The sequence below is a fragment of the Bradyrhizobium sp. Mp19 genome (assembly GCF_029952935.1).
Lineage (GTDB): Bacteria > Pseudomonadota > Alphaproteobacteria > Rhizobiales > Xanthobacteraceae > Bradyrhizobium > Bradyrhizobium elkanii.
The window spans coordinates 144,071-159,715 of record NZ_JASAUT010000003.1 but is presented as its reverse complement, the minus strand read 5'-3'; the positions used below and the strand labels follow the sequence as shown (position 1 = coordinate 159,715).

Below are 15,645 nucleotides of genomic sequence, written 5' to 3'. Positions count from 1 at the left end.
GCATGCCAAAACCGTTCGACAAGCTCACCGCAACCGCCGCGCCGATCATGCGCGGCAATATCGATACCGATGTCATCATCCGGATCGAGCGCCTGGTCGGCAACTCGATCCGCGGCACGCTCGGCAAATGGGCGTTCGGCTCGCTGCGTTATCTGCCCGACGGCTCGGAGAATCCGGAATTCATCCTGAACCGCGAGCCGTATCGGGAAGCGGAGATTTTGGTGACCGGGCCGAATTTCGGCTGCGGCTCCTCGCGTGAGGGCGCGGTGTGGTCGCTGCAGGAGCGCGGCATCCGCGCCATCATCGGCTCCGGCTTCGGCGACATCTTCTTCGCCAACTGCTTCCAGAACGGAATCCTGCCCGTCATCGTCGACAAGGCGGTGGTCGATCAGCTTGCCGCCGACATCGAGGCGACGCAAGGCGCGGGCAAGGTCTCGATCGACCTCGAGGCCCAGACCATCGTCTCGCCGTCAGGCGCGCGGCATTCGTTCGAGATCGATCCGCGGCGACGCGAGGGGCTGCTGAAGGGGCTCGACGAGGTGGCGCTGACGCTGCGGCGCGACGACGAGATCCTCGCTTTCCAGGCTTCCGACCGCGCGGCGCGGCCATGGATTCATTCGACTAGGACACCCGCTTCAAGGACATCCGCATGAGCACGCAATCCAACATGGTCAAGGTCGCCGTCGTCGGCGGCGAGGGCATCGGCCCCGAGGTCACCGCGCAGTCGCGCCGCGTGCTCGACTGGTTCGCGGCGAAACGTAACGTGCCGATGACCTTGCGCGAGGCCCAATACGGTCTGATCCCGTATTTGGCGACCGGCAAGGTGCTGCCCGAGGATACCGCCGAGGCGATGGACGAGGCTGACGCCATCCTGTGGGGCGCGACCGGCGGACCGGAGACCACCGAAGTGCCGGCCGCGGCGCGCAAGGCCGGCAGCCTGCTGGGCCTGCGCAGCAAGTACGATCTCTATGCCAACCTAAGGCCTATCATGGCGAGCCCGGCGCTGTCGGCGTCCGCGCCGCTGAAGCCCGAGGTGCTCGACGGCGTCGATTTCGTCATCATCCGCGAACTGACCAGCGGCATCTATTTCGGCGAGCCGCGCGGCATCGAGACGCTGCCCGACGGCCAGCGCCGCGGCTTCAACACCGAGCAATACACCACGAACCAGATCCGCCGCGTGGCGCGCTCGGCCTTCGAACTGGCGCGGACCCGGCGCAACAAGGTCTGCTCGGTCGACAAGGCCAATGTGCTGGAGACCAGCGTGGTGTGGCGCGAGGAGGTGATCAAGCTGCACAAGGAGGAGTTCTCCGATGTCGAGCTGACCCATCTCTATGTCGACAACGCCGCGATGCAGATCGTGCGCGAGCCGCGGCAGTTCGACGTGATGGTGACCGGCAACATCTTCGGCGACATCCTGTCCGACTGCGCGGCGATGGCTTCGGGTTCGCTCGGCATGCTGCCGTCGGCCTCGCTCGGCCCGGTCGATCGCTTCGGCCGGCGCAAGGCGCTCTATGAGCCGGTGCATGGCAGCGCGCCCGACATCGCGGGCAAGGGCATCGCCAATCCGCTCGGCTCGATCCTCAGCGTCGCGATGCTGCTGCGCCTGACGCTGAATCGGCCTGAGGACGCTGACCTGCTCGAGAAGGCGGTGCAGACCGCGCTCGCCTCCGGCGCGCGTACGGCCGATATCGCCGAGGCCGGGGCGAAAACGCTGTCGACCGTGCAGATGGGTGATGCGGTGCTCGGCGCGCTCGACAAGATCTCGGCGAAGGAGCACGCGTGATGGCGCGCCTCGCCATGCCCCACATTTCGAGGCGATCGGCGCTGACGGTCATCGCCGCCGGCGGCGCCGCGCTGGCGGGTGGCCGTGCATGGGCGCAGGCGGCCACGGGCCGCGCGATCTATCCGGTCGCGGTGCCGGTCTATCAGACGCAGTTCGTCGCCGACCGTATCGGCTACTTCAAGGAGGCCGGGCTCGACTGCAAGCTGGTGCAGGGCGGCAGCGGTGTGAAGACCCGCGAGATCATCGCCTCGTCGCAGGGTGACATCGGCATCGGCGACGTCACCCATCCGATGCAGCTGACCAATCACGGTCGCGCCGCGCGCGTGCTGTTGCCGGTCGACACACGGTCGAACTCGGTGATGTTCATTATCCGCAAGGATCTGAAGGACCAGGGCATCAACTCGCTGGAGGCCTTCACGCAATGGAAGCGGCCCGACGGCCGCAAGCCGATCGTCTCGGTTTCCTCGCTCGGCGGCACCAACCATGTCTGGTCGTCATACTACATGGAAACCATGGGGCTTGACGACAAGGTGACCTGGATCGGCACCGGCAATGTCGACACCATGCTGGGATCGCTGAAGTCGAAGCAGGTCGACATTCTCGTCAGTTCGCTGTCGCTGTTGAACGAGGCACAGCAGCAGGGCTGGGGCGAATTGCTGTTCGACGGTACCGATGAGGCGATCTGGAACAAGCATATCGGCGGCAAGGTGCCGGTGACCGCGCATTTCACGCTGCAAGCCACCATCGACAAGGACCCGGCCAAGATGCAGGCCTATGTCACCGCGCTGTGGCGGGCGTCGCAATGGATCAAGACCCACAAGCCGACCGAGGTCTACGACGCCATCGAGCCCTATGTCGGCAGCACCTCGCGCGAGGCCAATCTGCTGGAGATCACGTCGATCCAGAAGGTCGCGGATTATGAGGGCTCGATCGACGCCGCGAGCTTCGCGCGCGGCGAGAAGGTCTGGTTCCGCGAGATGACCGGTATCAAGCCGCTCAAGATCGCCGACGTGGTCAATTCCAACCTGATCGAAGCGGCGCGAAAGGCCTATCCGGGTTGAGCGCGCTCGAGACAAGCGCAACCGTGTCGCCGCGCGCCTCGGCCGATCGTCGCGTCGAGGTCAAGGGTTTGAGCAAGTCGTTCCAGCTTGCCAGGACCACGATCGAGGCGGTCCGCGACGTCACCTTCGACGTCCGCCGCGGCGAATTCGTCGCGCTGCTCGGGCCGTCGGGCTCCGGCAAGAGCACGGTGCTCAACATGATCGCCTCGCTGATCCGCCCGACCGGCGGCGAGATCCTGATCGACGGCAAGCGCGTCGTCGCCGGCAAGGCGACGCCCAATGTCGGCTACGTCTTCCAGCGCGACACGCTGTTTCCGTGGCGGACGGTCGGCGACAATATCGGCTACGGGCTGGAGCTGTCAGGCGTGCCGGCTCACGAACGGACGGAGCGCATCGCGGAATGCGTCGCGCAAGCGGGCTTGAAGGGATTCGAGAACGCCTATCCGTCGGCGCTGTCGGGCGGCATGCGGCAGCGCGCGGCGTTGATGCGCACTTTGATCGTCGAGCCGCAGATTCTCCTGATGGACGAGCCGTTCGGCGCGCTCGACACCCACACCAAGATCGACATGCACGAGGTGCTGCTGCGGATCTGGGAGCGCGAGCAGCAGACCGTGCTGTTCGTGACCCACGATCTCGGCGAGGCGTTGACATTGGCCGACCGCATCATCCTGTTTTCGGCGCGGCCGGGCCGCATCAAGGACATGTTCGAGGTCGACTTCGTGCGTCCGCGCGATGCAGTGAAGGTGCGTGAGACCCCGCATTATGCCGAGTTGTTCCAGCACATCTGGCATTCGCTGGGCGAGGAATTCGTCAAGGGCCGCAGCGCATGAAGAGGTACGGCACGCTCGGCACGGTCGGCTGGCAGGTCCTGATCTGCGCCGTCGTGCTGTCGGTCTGGCAATGGGGCTACGACCTCCGCACCAGACTGCCTTGGCTGGTGCCCGACCTGCTCGATCCCTACTTCATCTCGAAGCCGTCGATGATCTTCGACAACTTCCTGATCCAGAGCTGCCTGACCTCGAAGCTCGGCGTCTTCAACAGCTGGTTCAACGGCGACTTCGGAAAGTGTCTGGCGCGCAACGAGAACAATCTCTGGGCCGCGACCGCCATCACCCTGAAGAATACTTTCTTCGGCTTCGTCACCGGCGTGGTCAGCGGCTTCGTCGCCGGGCTGATCCTGGGACGATCTGACCGGCTGAGCGCGATCTTTCAGCCCTTCATCACCGCGGTCAATTCGATCCCGCGAATCGCGCTGGCGCCGATCATCGTGCTGGCATTCGGGATCGGCGACATGTCGAAGATCGTGACGTCCTGGATCGTCGTCGTGTTTCTGGTGTTCTTCAACACCTTCGAGGGCGCGCGCTCGATCGACGAGGGCTTCACCAATGCCGCGCGGCTACTCGGCGCCAGCGAATGGCAGATCACCCGAACGGTGGTGATCCCCTCGACGATGGCCTGGGTGTTCGCCTCGCTGACGCCTGCGATCTCCTTCGCGCTGATCGGCGTGATCGTCGGCGAGTTCATCGGCGCCGAGCGCGGCATCGGCCGCCTCATCATCGAATCGGAGGCGCGCGGCGAGGCCTCGGGCATGATGGTTGCTGTCGTGGTCTTGATGCTGGTCGGTGTGGTGCTGTCGGCGATCATCTGGCGGCTGCAGGCCTATCTGTTGCGCTGGCAGCGGCAGCGCAGCGCCGAGTAGGCCGCGGGCCGTGGCGACGTCGCATTTGTCGCCACGGCCGGGCTGGATCTAGGCTGCATTTTCCGCTGGCGAAGTCTCGCCGTCGAGCCAATCCTGTTCCTTTGCCAGCGCGCGCCAGGCCGCTTCCATTCGCTTGAAGCGCTTGTGGGTCGGCTCGTCGTCGGCACGCTCGGCAAGCTGCGCGCAGTTCTCCGCATTGTCGAGGAAGTGCTGTGACTGTTTCATGGAACGTCCTCCTGTTAGTTAAGGACGTGGGACATCAATTCAGGCTATTCAACGCGTGGAACACGGGTATTTCGCCACACAGATGAATGCTTGTTCAGCGAGTTCCCCGCGCGATGTTTCGCACCGGTGCGTGAGCAACTGCAGCACGTTCGATACAGGAACGGTCCGTCGCACTCGACGTTCCTCCTTCTCATCGCAACTGGAGGAGGAGAGACGGCATGAGGACGTATCTGCTAGCCGCGGCCATAGTGACCGCGATCGCATCGCCTGTGTTCGCCGATGATATCGGTGTCCGCGCAGGTCCCGTCGGCGCGGGTGTAACGGTTGGTCGGGCACCCGAGTATCGCGACCGCGATCGTGATCGCACCACCGTGATCAGGGAGCGTGAGCCGCGCCGTGACCGGACCACGGTCATCAAGAAGCGGGACGAATTCGGCAATCGCAGCAAAACCGTCATCCACAACGACGACGATTGACGCCAACTTCAGGCGATCTTGTGTGAGCATGAACGTCCGTCGCTGACCTCGTCACGGCGGACGTTTGCTTGGTGCCGCAGGCCACGGAGCGACGATGGCGGCCGAGACGGAGCTCAAATTCCGCGTTCCTGCGCGCAAGCTCAAGGGACTGAAGAAACCGCGGATCGCCGGCAGCAAAAGCGGAGCGCCGTCCGAGAGCGATCTCGTCTCGACCTATTTCGACACCGCGAAGCACAAGCTGAAGCGGCACGGACTGACGTTGCGCGTGCGGCGGGATGGCGCCAGTTATGTTCAGACGATCAAGTCCGGGGCGGGGCCACAGTTTGAACGGGGCGAATGGGAGACCGACCTTGCGGATGGACACCTCGACCTCGACAAGGCCGAAGGTACACCGCTCGAAAAGCTCGCGTCCGACAGGCTGCGTCACAAGCTGAAGCCGATGTTCGCGACGTCGGTCCGGCGTATCACCGTGCCGCTGCGGACGAAACGCAGCGAGATCGAGCTCGCGATCGATCGCGGCTACACCACGGCCGGGCATCGTTCGCGCCGAATCGACGAGGTCGAACTCGAACTCAAGAGCGGCCGCCCGCTCGACCTGTTCCGGGTCGCCAGGGCGCTGGAGCGGAAGGCGGCGGCGGAGCTCGATCTGCGCTCGAAAGCCGAACATGGCTATGAACTTGCCGATGGCGAGGAGCATGTCGTCGTCTCCGCCGGGGCCATCGTGCTCGACGCCGGGCTTACCGCCGGCGCGGCGTTTCGGGTGATCGCGCGCGCCGCGCTTCGTCACTTCTCGTCGAATGCCGACGCCGTCCGCGAGGGCGAGGCGGAAGGCATTCACCAGATGCGGGTCGGGTTGCGGCGGCTGCGCGCCGCGATCTCGCTGTTCTCGAAGATCCTCCTCGTAGCCCCGACGGAAGACATCAAGACGCAGCTGAAGTGGCTCACCAACGCGCTCGCACCGGCGCGCGAGCTTGATGTATTCGTCAAGGAAGATATCGAGCCTGCATCGCATGACGCGCTGCTGCGGCGAGGCGGCAAAGCGATCCGGCAGGATTTCTCCGACCGCCGCGACCGCGCATTTGCCGGCGCTCGGCAGGCGGTCAATTCGCGGCGCTATCGGTCCATGCTGATCGACACGTTGCAATGGATCGAGGCAAAGAGGACCATATCCGCGGAGGACGAGGGCGGTCCGATCGAGAAATTCGCCGCCGCGCTGCTGCATCGCCGCGTCAGGAAGCTGCGCAAGGATGGCCGGCGTCTCGACGAGCTGTCGGCCCAGGAGCGGCACAAGGTGCGCATCAAGGCCAAGACGCTCAGATACGCGATCGATTTCTTCGAAAGCCTGTTTTCGCGCAAGGGTGAGCACAGGCAACTCGCGCGGCTGTCCAGGCACCTGAAGCGGGTCCAGGATGCGCTCGGCTCGCTCAACGATTTTGTCGCGCACCGCAAGCTGGCGGTCGATGCGGCGCTGAAGGCCCCGCATCGGAAGGAGCGCGCCAGCGCCTTCGCCTCGGGCGTTGTGCTCGGCCGAGAGGAACAGGCGGTCAAGCCGCTGATCAAGGTCGCCGCCAGGGAAGTGCGAGGACTCCAGAAATTTTGACGAGCGTGTGGTGTCGAACCCCCGGACATCTATGCTGCTGGTGATGCCCCCGACTGCCTCTCCCGCTCGGCGGCTGCGATCTGGGTGCGACATTCCTCCGCGTAGGCACGCAGGCGCTCGGCCGTCAACGAGTCCATGCCGGTGCGTGCCAGCCGCTCGGCGCGGTCGGCCTGATCTCTGAGATCATTGGCTGTCCGGGTCATTTGTGCCTCCATGCCCAGACAATTTGAATCGAAATGCGACGTTCCCGGGCCGATCAGGACGTGGCTAACCGGTGGTTAAGGAGCCGCGGATGCTCAAGTCACCGGCGCCGGGTTGAACAGGGTCAGATCGTTGTGGATGCCCCAGCGGTCCGACCACGGCTTGGTGCGCCCGCTCGCAACGTCGAGGATCAGGCGGAACAGGTCCCAGCCGGTTTCCTCGATTGTCTTCTCGCCGGTGGCGATGCAGCCGGCGTCGAAATCGATCAGGTCCTTCCAGCGCCGTGCCAGCTCGCTGCGGGTCGCGACCTTGATGACGGGCGCGGCGGCCAGGCCATAGGGCGTGCCGCGGCCGGTGGTGAACACCTGCAAGGTCATGCCGGAGGCGAGCTGCAGCGTGCCGCAGATGAAGTCGCTGGCCGGCGTCGCCGCAAACAGCATGCCCTTCTGCCGCGCCTTCTCGCCCGGCGACAGCACGCCCGCGATCGGGCCGGAGCCGGACTTGACGATCGAGCCGAGCGACTTTTCGACGATGTTGGCAAGACCGCCCTTCTTGTTGCCCGGCGTGGTGTTGGCGCTGCGGTCGGCGCCGCCGCGGGCGAGATAAGCGTCGTACCATTCCATCTCGCGGATCAGCGCGCGGCCGACATCCTCGTTGACGGCGCGGCGGGTCAGCAGCTGGATCGCGTCGCGCACCTCGGTGACTTCCGAGAACATCACGGTCGCGCCGGCGCGAACCAGCAGGTCGGCGGCAAAGCCCACCGCGGGGTTCGCGGTCACGCCGGAGAACGCGTCGCTGCCGCCGCATTGCAGGCCGATCACAAGATCGGCGGCCGGGCAGGTCTCGCGCTTGCGCGTATTGAGCACCTTCAGCCGGGCCTCGGCCTGGGTCATGATGGCGTCGACGATGGCGCCGAAGCCGTCAAAGGCTTCGTCCTGCATCCGCACGATGGCATCGCCGACGCCTTCCGGCACCAGCCGTTCCGGCGCGAGTTTCTCGCAGCCGAGCCCGACGACGAGGATCTCGCCGCCGAAATTCGGATTGAGCGCGAGATTCTGCAGGGTGCGGATCGGCACCACGGCGTCGGGCGCCGTGATCGCGACGCCGCAGCCATAGGCGTGGGTCAGGGGCACGACGTCGTCGACGTTGGGATATTTCGGCAAGAGCTCGGCGCGGATGCGCTTGACCGCGTATTCCATCGTGCCCTTGACGCATTGCACGGAGGAGGAGATGCCGAGGATGTTCTTGGTGCCGACCGAGCCGTCGGGGTTGCGATAGCCCTCGAAGGTAAAACCTTCGAGCGGTGGCAGCGCCGGCGGCACCGCGGTCGCGATCTCGAGCTGATCGAGCGGCGGCGCGTCGGGCATGCGGATGCGCGCCTCGTCGACCCACTCGCCGGCCAGGATCGGCGACAGCGCATGGCCGATCACCTCGCCATAGCGGATGATGGGTGCGCCCTCGGCGATGTCTTCCAGCGCGGTCTTGTGGCCCTGCGGCACGAAGGCGCGCAGCGTCAGGCCCGAGGCGAAGCGGGAGCCGGCCGGCAGCCCGAAATCATTCACGACGATCGCGACATTGTCGCGCTCGTTGAGCTTGATGTAGCGGGGCTGCTCCTGCGCGCCGATCGACTGGTCCATGCCGTATTCCTCCTGGCTTCACTTCACCTCTCCCGCTTGCGGGGGAGGTCGGATCGCATCGAATGATGCGGTCCGGGTGGGGGCTCTCTCCAGCATGACTCGCGGGGAGAGCCCCCACCCAACCCGCCCCCGCAAGCGGGAGAGGGGGCGCAGCGTCTTACGCGGCTGCACTCTGTTTCAACTGCTTCAGCCCGGGAACGTGTAAGCCGTCTTCACCGTGGTGTAGAACTCGCGGGCATAGGCGCCCTGTTCGCGTGCGCCGTAGCTCGAGCCTTTGCGGCCGCCGAACGGGACGTGGTAGTCGACGCCGGCAGTCGGCAGATTGACCATCACCATGCCGGCCTCGCTGTTGCGCTTGTAGTGTGAGGCGTATTTCAGGCTTGACGTGCAGATGCCCGAGGCGAGGCCGAACTCGGTGTCGTTCGAGATCGCCAGCGCCTCTTCATAATCCTTGGCGCGGATCACGCAGGCGACCGGACCAAAGATCTCCTCGCGCGCGATGCGCATCTGGTTGGTCGTCTCCGTGAACAGCGCCGGCTGCAGATAGAAGCCGGGCGTCTCGCGGTTCAACAATTCGCCGCCCCAGTGCAGGCGGGCGCCTTCATCCTGACCGATCTTGATGTAGCGCAGATCCTGGTCGAGCTGGCTCTGGTCGACGACCGGGCCGACATGCACGCCGCTCTTCAGCGCGTCGTCCACCGAAAGTCCCTTCATGCGCTCGGTCATCGCGGCGACGAAGCGGTCGTGAATTCCCGCGGTGACGATCAGGCGCGAGGACGCCGTGCAGCGCTGGCCGGTCGAGAAATAGGCGCCGTTGACGGCGACCTCGACCGCGACCTTCACGTCGGCGTCGTCGAGCACGACCAGCGGGTTCTTGCCGCCCATCTCGAGCTGGAACTTCTTCATGGGGTTGGAGAGCACGCAGGCCTGCGCGATCTTGCGGCCGGTCTGCACCGAGCCGGTGAACGAGATCGCGGCGACGTCGGGATGATCGAGCAGGGTCTGGCCGACCACCGAGCCCGAGCCGACCACGAGATTGAACACGCCGGAAGGAATGCCGGAACGCGCAATGATCTCGGACAGTGCATGGGCGGAGCCCGGCACCAGCTCGGCCGGCTTGAACACAACCGTGTTGCTGTAGCAGAGCGCCGGTGCGATCTTCCACGCCGGGATCGCGATCGGGAAATTCCACGGCGTGATCATGCCGACGACGCCGACCGGCTCGCGGGTGATCTCGACGTCGAGGCCGGGGCGCACCGATGCGCCTTTCTCGCCCATCAGCCGCAGCGCTTCGCCGGCGAAGAACGCAAAGATCTGTCCGGCGCGCGCCACCTCGCCGATGCCTTCCGGCAGCGTCTTGCCCTCCTCGCGGGCGAGCAGGCGGCCGAGCTCTTCCTTGCGGGCGAGGATTTCGACCGAGATCTTGGTCAGCGCGTCGAAGCGTTCCTGCGGCGTCGAGCGCGCCCAGGCCGGGGAGGCGGCCTTCGCCGCGGCGATCGCCTTTTCGGTCTGCGCCTTGTCGGCCTTGGCGTATTCGCCGACCACGTCTTTGGTGTTGGAGGGGTTGATGTCCCGTGTGATGCCTGTTCCGTCGACCCATTCGCCGGCGATGAAGTTCTTCTGGTGAGCGGTCATGTTTCCAACCTTTCTTTTTTAGCGCACGAGGCAGGGACGCTTGTCGTCGAAGGTCCACCCCTGGATCAGGAACTGCATGGCCAGCGCGTCGTCGCGGGCGCCGAGACCATGCTGCTTGTATAGCGCGTTCGTGGCCTCGATGGCACCGCGATCGAGCTCGATGCCGAGGCCCGGCCGATCCGGGATCGCGATCTTGCCGCCCTTGATCTGCAGCGGCTGGCGCGTCAACGCCTGGCCGTCCTGCCAGATCCAGTGGGTGTCGATCGCGGTCACCTTGCCGGGCGCGGCGGCGCCGACATGGGTGAACATCGCCAGCGAAATATCGAAATGGTTGTTGGAGTGCGAGCCCCAGGTCAGGCCGTTGTCGCGGCAGGTCTGCGCCACCCGCACCGAGCCCTGCATGGTCCAGAAATGCGGATCGGCGAGCGGAATGTCGACTGCGCCAAGCCGCAATGCGTGCGAGAGCTGGCGCCAGTCGGTCGCGATCATGTTGGTTGCGGTCGGCAGCCCGGTGGCGCGGCGGAACTCGGCCATGATCTCGCGGCCGGAGAAGCCGGCCTCGGCGCCGCAGGGATCCTCGGCATAGGCGAGCACGCCATGCATGTTGCTGCACAACCGGATCGCCTCGTCGAGCGACCAGGCGCCGTTCGGGTCGAGCGTGACGCGCGCCTTCGGAAAGCGTTTTGCAATTGCGGTGACGGCCTCGATCTCCTCTTCGCCCGCGAGCACGCCGCCCTTGAGCTTGAAATCGGCGAAGCCGTAATGCGCTTGCGTCGCTTCGGCGAGGCGCACGATCGCCTCCGGCGTCATTGCCGCCTGTTGGCGCAGATTGAACCAGTCGGGCTTGCCGGTCTCGCCCTCGACATAGGGAAGGCTGGTCTTCTTGCGATCGCCGACAAAGAAGAGATAGCCGAGCGTCTCGACACTGGCGCGCTGCTGGCCTTCGCCGAGCAGCGCTGCGACCGGGAGATTGAGATGCTGGCCGAGCAGATCGAGCAGCGCGGATTCGACCGCCGTGACCGCATGGATGGTGACGCGCAGGTCGAAGGTCTGCTTGCCGCGGCCGCCGGCGTCGCGGTCGGCGAAGGCCTGGCGCATCGACGCCAGGATGTTGTTGCATGCGCCGATGGTCTGGCCGACGACGAGGTCGCGGGCGTCCTCGAGCGTCTTCTTGATCTTCTCGCCGCCGGGCACCTCGCCGACGCCGGTGTGGCCGGAGTTGTCGGTGAGGATAACGAGGTTGCGGGTGAAGAACGGCGCATGCGCGCCGCTCAGATTGAGGAGCATGCCGTCGCGGCCGGCGACGGGGATCACCTCCATCGCCGTGACAACAGGTGCGCCGGCAAAGCCGGTGCGGATCGTGTCCTGGATCATCTGCTCCTCCCTTCGTCCTTTGCTGTTTTCTTGGCCGTTCGGCTTATTCTGCCGCCTGCTGCGCCGCGGCCTGCGGCAGCTTGGCCACGAGTGCCGCGAGCTCGGCAATCTCCTGCGCGTTAAGATCGGTCAGCGGCGGCCGCACCGGGCCGGAATCGCGACCGATCACCTTCATGCCGGCCTTGATGATCGAGACCGCATAACCCTTCTTGCGGTTGCGTATCGCGATCAGCGGCAGGATGAAATCCTTCAACCCTGCATGGATGGTCTGATGATCGCGCCGGCGCACCGCGGCGTAGAATTTGGTGGCGAATTCCGGCACGAAGTTGAACACCGCCGACGAATAGGTGGTCACGCCCATGTCGAGATAGGGCAGGGCAAAGGTCTCCGCGGTCGGCAGGCCGCCGATATAGGTCAGGCGATCGCCGAGCCGGGTGTAGACGCGGGTCATCAGCTCGATGTCGCCGATGCCGTCCTTGTAGCCGACGAGGTTCGGGCAGCGCTCGCAGAGGCGCGCCAGCGTATCGGGCTGCAGGATCGCATTGTCGCGGTTGTAGACGATGACGCCGATCTTGACCGACGCGCATACCGCCTCGACATGCGCGGCGAGGCCGTCCTGCTCGGCATGCGTGAGATAGGGCGGCAGGAGCAGCAGGCCGTCGGCGCCGGCCTTCTCGGCGCCAACAGCGATCTCGCGCGCGATCGCGGTGCCGTAGCCGGTGCCGGCCAGCACGGGAACGCGGCCCTTGGTCTCGTCGACCGCGATCTTCACGACGTGCGGAACTTCACTCGGCGTCAGCGAGAAGAACTCGCCGGTGCCGCCGGCGGCGAACAGGCCGGCAACGTCATAGCCGCACAGCCAGTCCATGTTGGCGCGATAGGTCGCCTCGTCGAACGAATAGTCCGCGTTGAACGGGGTCACCGGGAAGGACAGGAGGCCGCCACCGATTCTAGCGGCCATCTCCTGAGGGGTCATCTTGCTCATGGCGCCACTCCTTGAATGTTTCTGGGAACGGGATGCGCGAGCAGCGCGCGTCCATGGCGGAATTTCTAGGGAATGCTTCGATGCGCGTCCAAGCCAAACGCGGCATCGAGCGATGCACAATCTGCATCAATCGCCGCGCAAGTGCGGCGCTGCGATTTCGGTTGCGATCTCGATCAATGAAGGCAGCAACTGGTTCTCGTGATCGCGCCGCCACACCATGAACAGCTCGACCGGCACGGGTGATCGCAGCTTCAGCGGCTTCAGCTTGACCTCCGCGATCTTCAGGCTGGCGGCGGCTTCCGGCACGATCGCGACGCCGAGCCCGGCGCGCACCATGGCGAGGATCGAATGGATCTGGCTGAGATGCTGGACATAGCGCGGCAGCACGTCGGCGCGCGTGAACATCGACACCAGCAGATCGTGGAAGTAGCGCGCCTCATAGGGCGAATACATCACGAAGGGCTGGTCGTCGAAATCCTTGATGCTGACGGTCTCGGCCGCGGCCAGCGGATGCTTCTTCGGGATCGCGGCGAGCAACGGCTCGGCCACGACGCGCCGGCTGGCGAATTCCGGCCGCGCGATCGGCGGGCGCAGCAGGCCGGCATCGATCTGCCCGGTGGTGAGCGCCTCGAACTGATCGCCGGAGACCATCTCCTTCAGCGAAAAATCCACCTCGGGCAGGCGCGAGCGACAGGCCGCGATCAGGTCGGGCAGGAAGCCGTAGGCGGCCGCGGCGGTGAAACCGATCTTGAGCGAGCCGGTCTTGCCGAGCGCGATGCGGCGGGCAACCTGCGAGGCGGATTCCGCGAGCTTGAGGATGCGCCGCGCCTCGGGCAGGAAGCTGCGTCCGGCCGGCGTCAGCCGCACCGAGCGGCTGGTGCGTTCCAACAGCGGCGCGTCGATGATGTGCTCGAGCACCTGGATCTGCCGGCTCAGCGGCGGTTGCGTCATGTTGAGCCGCGCCGCGGCGCGGCCGAAGTGCAATTCCTCGGCCACCGTGACAAAGCAGCGGAGCTGGCTCAGGTCGAACATCGATGCTAACCCGGAATGGATCGGACGGAGATTTGTGCGTTCTAGCATCGATGCCTCCCACTGGCCAAGAAGACAAAAAGCAGACAAACAATCAGACAAAGACGGCGGCCGAAGCCGCCGTTTCAGTTCCGAAATCTCAGACCCTCATGGTGAGGAGCGCGGAACGCGCGTCTCGAACCATGAGGCCCCACCTGTGGCCTACATCCTTCGAGACGCCCGCTGCGCGGGCTCCCTCCAGCGACAAAGGCGAAGCCTTTGCGCGGGGATGAGGTGACATGACGGAGCAAAGCGCATCGCCTTCAGGCCGCCTTCAGCTGCACCCGCTTGATCTCGCCGACGATGAACAGATAGGCGATCGCCGCGACCAGCGCGTTGGCGCCGACGAACACCAGCGCGCCGTTGAACGAGCCGGTGGCGGCCAGGATGTAGCCGATGATGATCGGCGTCGTGATCGAAGACAAATTGCCGAACGTGTTGAACAGACCGCCGGAAACGCCGCCGGCTTCCTTCGGCGAAGTGTCCGAGACGACCGCCCAACCCAGCGCGCCGATGCCCTTGCCGAAGAAGGCGAGCGCCATGAAGCCGACCACCAGTGCCTGGCCGTCGACGTAGTTGCAGGCGATGATCGACATCGACAGCAGCATGCCGCCGACGATCGGGATCTTGCGCGCCATGGTCAGCGAGCCGGTGCGGCGCAGGATATAGTCGGAGATCACGCCGCCGAGCACGCCGCCGATGAAGCCGCACAGCGCCGGCAAGGTCGCGACGAAGCCGGCCTGCAGGATCGACAGCCCGCGCTCCTTGACCAGATAGACCGGGAACCAGGTCAGGAAGAAGTAGGTCAGGGTGTTGATGCAGTACTGGCCGACATAGACGCCGAGCATCATCCGGTTGGCGAGCAGTTGGCGGATGTGGTCCCAGCGCGGGCCGCTGTCATTGGCCTTGCCGTCCTTCGTCGCATCCATGTCGACCAGCGCGCCGCCCTGCTTGATGTAGTCGAACTCGGCCTCGTTGATCGCGGGGTGCTCCTTCGGCTCGTAGATGGTCTTGATCCAGGCAATGCCCATGACGATGCCGAGCGCACCCATCACGTAGAACACATGGCGCCAGCCATACTCATGGGCGATCCAGCCCATCAGCGGCGCGAAGATCACGGTGGCGAAATATTGCCCCGAATTGAAAAAGGCCGAGGCGGTGCCGCGTTCATTGCCGGGAAACCAGGAGGCGACGATGCGGGCATTGGCCGGGAATGACGGCGCCTCGGCGATGCCGACCAGAAAGCGCAGCCCGAACAGCAGGACCAGGGCCGCGCCCGCGGAGAGGAACCCGACCAGGCCCTGCATTGCGGTGAAGATCGACCAGACGATGATGCTGATCGCATAGACCCATTTGGAGCCGAAGCGGTCGAGCAGCCAGCCGCACGGCACCTGGGCGACCACATAGGACCAGCCGAACGCCGAGAACACGTAGCCCATCGCGACGGGATCGAGATGCAGTTCCTTGGAAAGCGCGGGGCCGGCGATCGAGAGCGTGGCGCGATCGGCATAGTTCACGGTGGTGACGAGAAACAGCATCGTCACGATCAAGAGCCGGACGCGGGATCGCCGCGTGTCTGCGGCGGACACAATTGCGCTCATTAGCGCCTCCTCGAAAATTTCCTCGGGGTCTGTCCTAGAGAGATGACGACAATGGGTCCAAGCCGAAACGGGTATTGATCCATACCGATTTTGAATGGATCGGCCCGGTGCGATGCCACCGTTGCGCGCGGCATGACGGAGACAATGCGCACCGCTCCATCCACGTCATTGCGAGCGAAGCGAAGCAATCCAGCCTGCCGCAAGCGGAGATATGGATTGCTTCGTCGCTATCGCTCCTCGCAATGACGACAATGCAAGTGCGTCACATCCTCGCACGATGACGCCTTGCCAAGATCGACA

15 protein-coding genes are annotated in these 15,645 nt (G+C 65.2%); 7 read left to right on the top strand and 8 right to left on the bottom strand.

The window, feature by feature from the left end; all coding sequences use genetic code 11:
* The first annotated feature begins 2 nt into the window (after positions 1–2).
* The 5 genes from leuD to QJT82_RS05740 are packed head-to-tail and all read left to right on the top strand — an operon-like array spanning position 3 to position 4,543.
* Complete coding sequence (gene leuD, locus QJT82_RS05760; RefSeq protein WP_028338515.1) at positions 3–653, top strand: 3-isopropylmalate dehydratase small subunit; 651 nt, start codon at positions 3–5, stop codon at positions 651–653.
* Positions 650–1,783: a 3-isopropylmalate dehydrogenase gene (gene leuB / locus QJT82_RS05755; protein ID WP_028338516.1), complete on the top strand. Its 1,134-nt coding sequence runs from the start codon at positions 650–652 to the stop codon at positions 1,781–1,783. The genes leuD and leuB overlap by 4 nt, the downstream gene beginning before the upstream one ends.
* A complete protein-coding gene (locus tag QJT82_RS05750) occupies positions 1,783–2,844 on the top strand; it encodes an ABC transporter substrate-binding protein (protein ID WP_028338517.1) in 1,062 nt (353 codons plus the stop codon). Before leuB ends, QJT82_RS05750 begins: the two co-directional genes overlap by 1 nt.
* The gene (locus QJT82_RS05745) at positions 2,841–3,674 is read left to right on the top strand and encodes an ABC transporter ATP-binding protein (RefSeq protein ID WP_051447697.1); all 834 of its coding nucleotides are present in this window, start codon (positions 2,841–2,843) and stop codon (positions 3,672–3,674) included. The genes QJT82_RS05750 and QJT82_RS05745 overlap by 4 nt, the downstream gene beginning before the upstream one ends.
* Positions 3,671–4,543, top strand: a complete 873-nt coding sequence (locus tag QJT82_RS05740) for an ABC transporter permease (protein WP_028338519.1) — start codon at positions 3,671–3,673, stop codon at positions 4,541–4,543. The genes QJT82_RS05745 and QJT82_RS05740 overlap by 4 nt, the downstream gene beginning before the upstream one ends.
* 48 nt (positions 4,544–4,591) lie before the next feature.
* Here the strand turns inward: QJT82_RS05740 and QJT82_RS05735 are convergent, their stop codons facing one another.
* A complete protein-coding gene (locus tag QJT82_RS05735; protein ID WP_162832403.1) occupies positions 4,592–4,768 on the bottom strand; it encodes a hypothetical protein in 177 nt (58 codons plus the stop codon).
* A 218-nt stretch (positions 4,769–4,986) separates the two neighbouring features.
* Between QJT82_RS05735 and QJT82_RS05730 the strand changes: the two genes are divergently transcribed.
* Together QJT82_RS05730 and QJT82_RS05725 are read left to right on the top strand one after the other, a co-directional pair.
* Positions 4,987–5,244 carry a hypothetical protein gene (locus tag QJT82_RS05730; protein ID WP_028338520.1) on the top strand — a complete coding sequence of 86 codons (258 nt, stop codon included), beginning with the start codon at positions 4,987–4,989 and terminating at the stop codon, positions 5,242–5,244.
* A gap of 94 nt (positions 5,245–5,338) precedes the next feature.
* A complete protein-coding gene (locus tag QJT82_RS05725; RefSeq protein ID WP_028338521.1) occupies positions 5,339–6,844 on the top strand; it encodes a CYTH and CHAD domain-containing protein in 1,506 nt (501 codons plus the stop codon).
* A 29-nt stretch (positions 6,845–6,873) separates the two neighbouring features.
* Here the strand turns inward: QJT82_RS05725 and QJT82_RS05720 are convergent, their stop codons facing one another.
* The 7 genes from QJT82_RS05720 to QJT82_RS05690 form a co-directional block, all read right to left on the bottom strand.
* Positions 6,874–7,047 carry a hypothetical protein gene (locus QJT82_RS05720; protein ID WP_245288615.1) on the bottom strand — a complete coding sequence of 58 codons (174 nt, stop codon included), beginning with the start codon at positions 7,045–7,047 and terminating at the stop codon, positions 6,874–6,876.
* 93 nt (positions 7,048–7,140) lie between these two features.
* The gene (gene garD, locus QJT82_RS05715; RefSeq protein WP_028338523.1) at positions 7,141–8,682 is read right to left on the bottom strand and encodes a galactarate dehydratase; all 1,542 of its coding nucleotides are present in this window, start codon (positions 8,680–8,682) and stop codon (positions 7,141–7,143) included.
* Positions 8,683–8,868: 186 nt separating this feature from the next.
* Entirely contained in the window at positions 8,869–10,317 is a 1,449-nt protein-coding gene (locus tag QJT82_RS05710; RefSeq protein WP_028338524.1) for an aldehyde dehydrogenase family protein, read from the bottom strand.
* Positions 10,318–10,335: 18 nt separating this feature from the next.
* A complete protein-coding gene (gene gudD / locus QJT82_RS05705; protein ID WP_259244760.1) occupies positions 10,336–11,691 on the bottom strand; it encodes a glucarate dehydratase in 1,356 nt (451 codons plus the stop codon).
* A gap of 43 nt (positions 11,692–11,734) precedes the next feature.
* Positions 11,735–12,676, bottom strand: a complete 942-nt coding sequence (gene kdgD / locus QJT82_RS05700) for a 5-dehydro-4-deoxyglucarate dehydratase (RefSeq protein ID WP_028338526.1) — start codon at positions 12,674–12,676, stop codon at positions 11,735–11,737.
* A 126-nt stretch (positions 12,677–12,802) separates the two neighbouring features.
* On the bottom strand, positions 12,803–13,708 hold the full coding sequence (locus QJT82_RS05695) for a LysR substrate-binding domain-containing protein (RefSeq protein WP_028333278.1): 906 nt from the start codon (positions 13,706–13,708) through the stop codon (positions 12,803–12,805).
* 299 nt (positions 13,709–14,007) lie between these two features.
* A complete protein-coding gene (locus QJT82_RS05690; RefSeq protein ID WP_028338527.1) occupies positions 14,008–15,345 on the bottom strand; it encodes an MFS transporter in 1,338 nt (445 codons plus the stop codon).
* Positions 15,346–15,645: the final 300 nt, after the last annotated feature.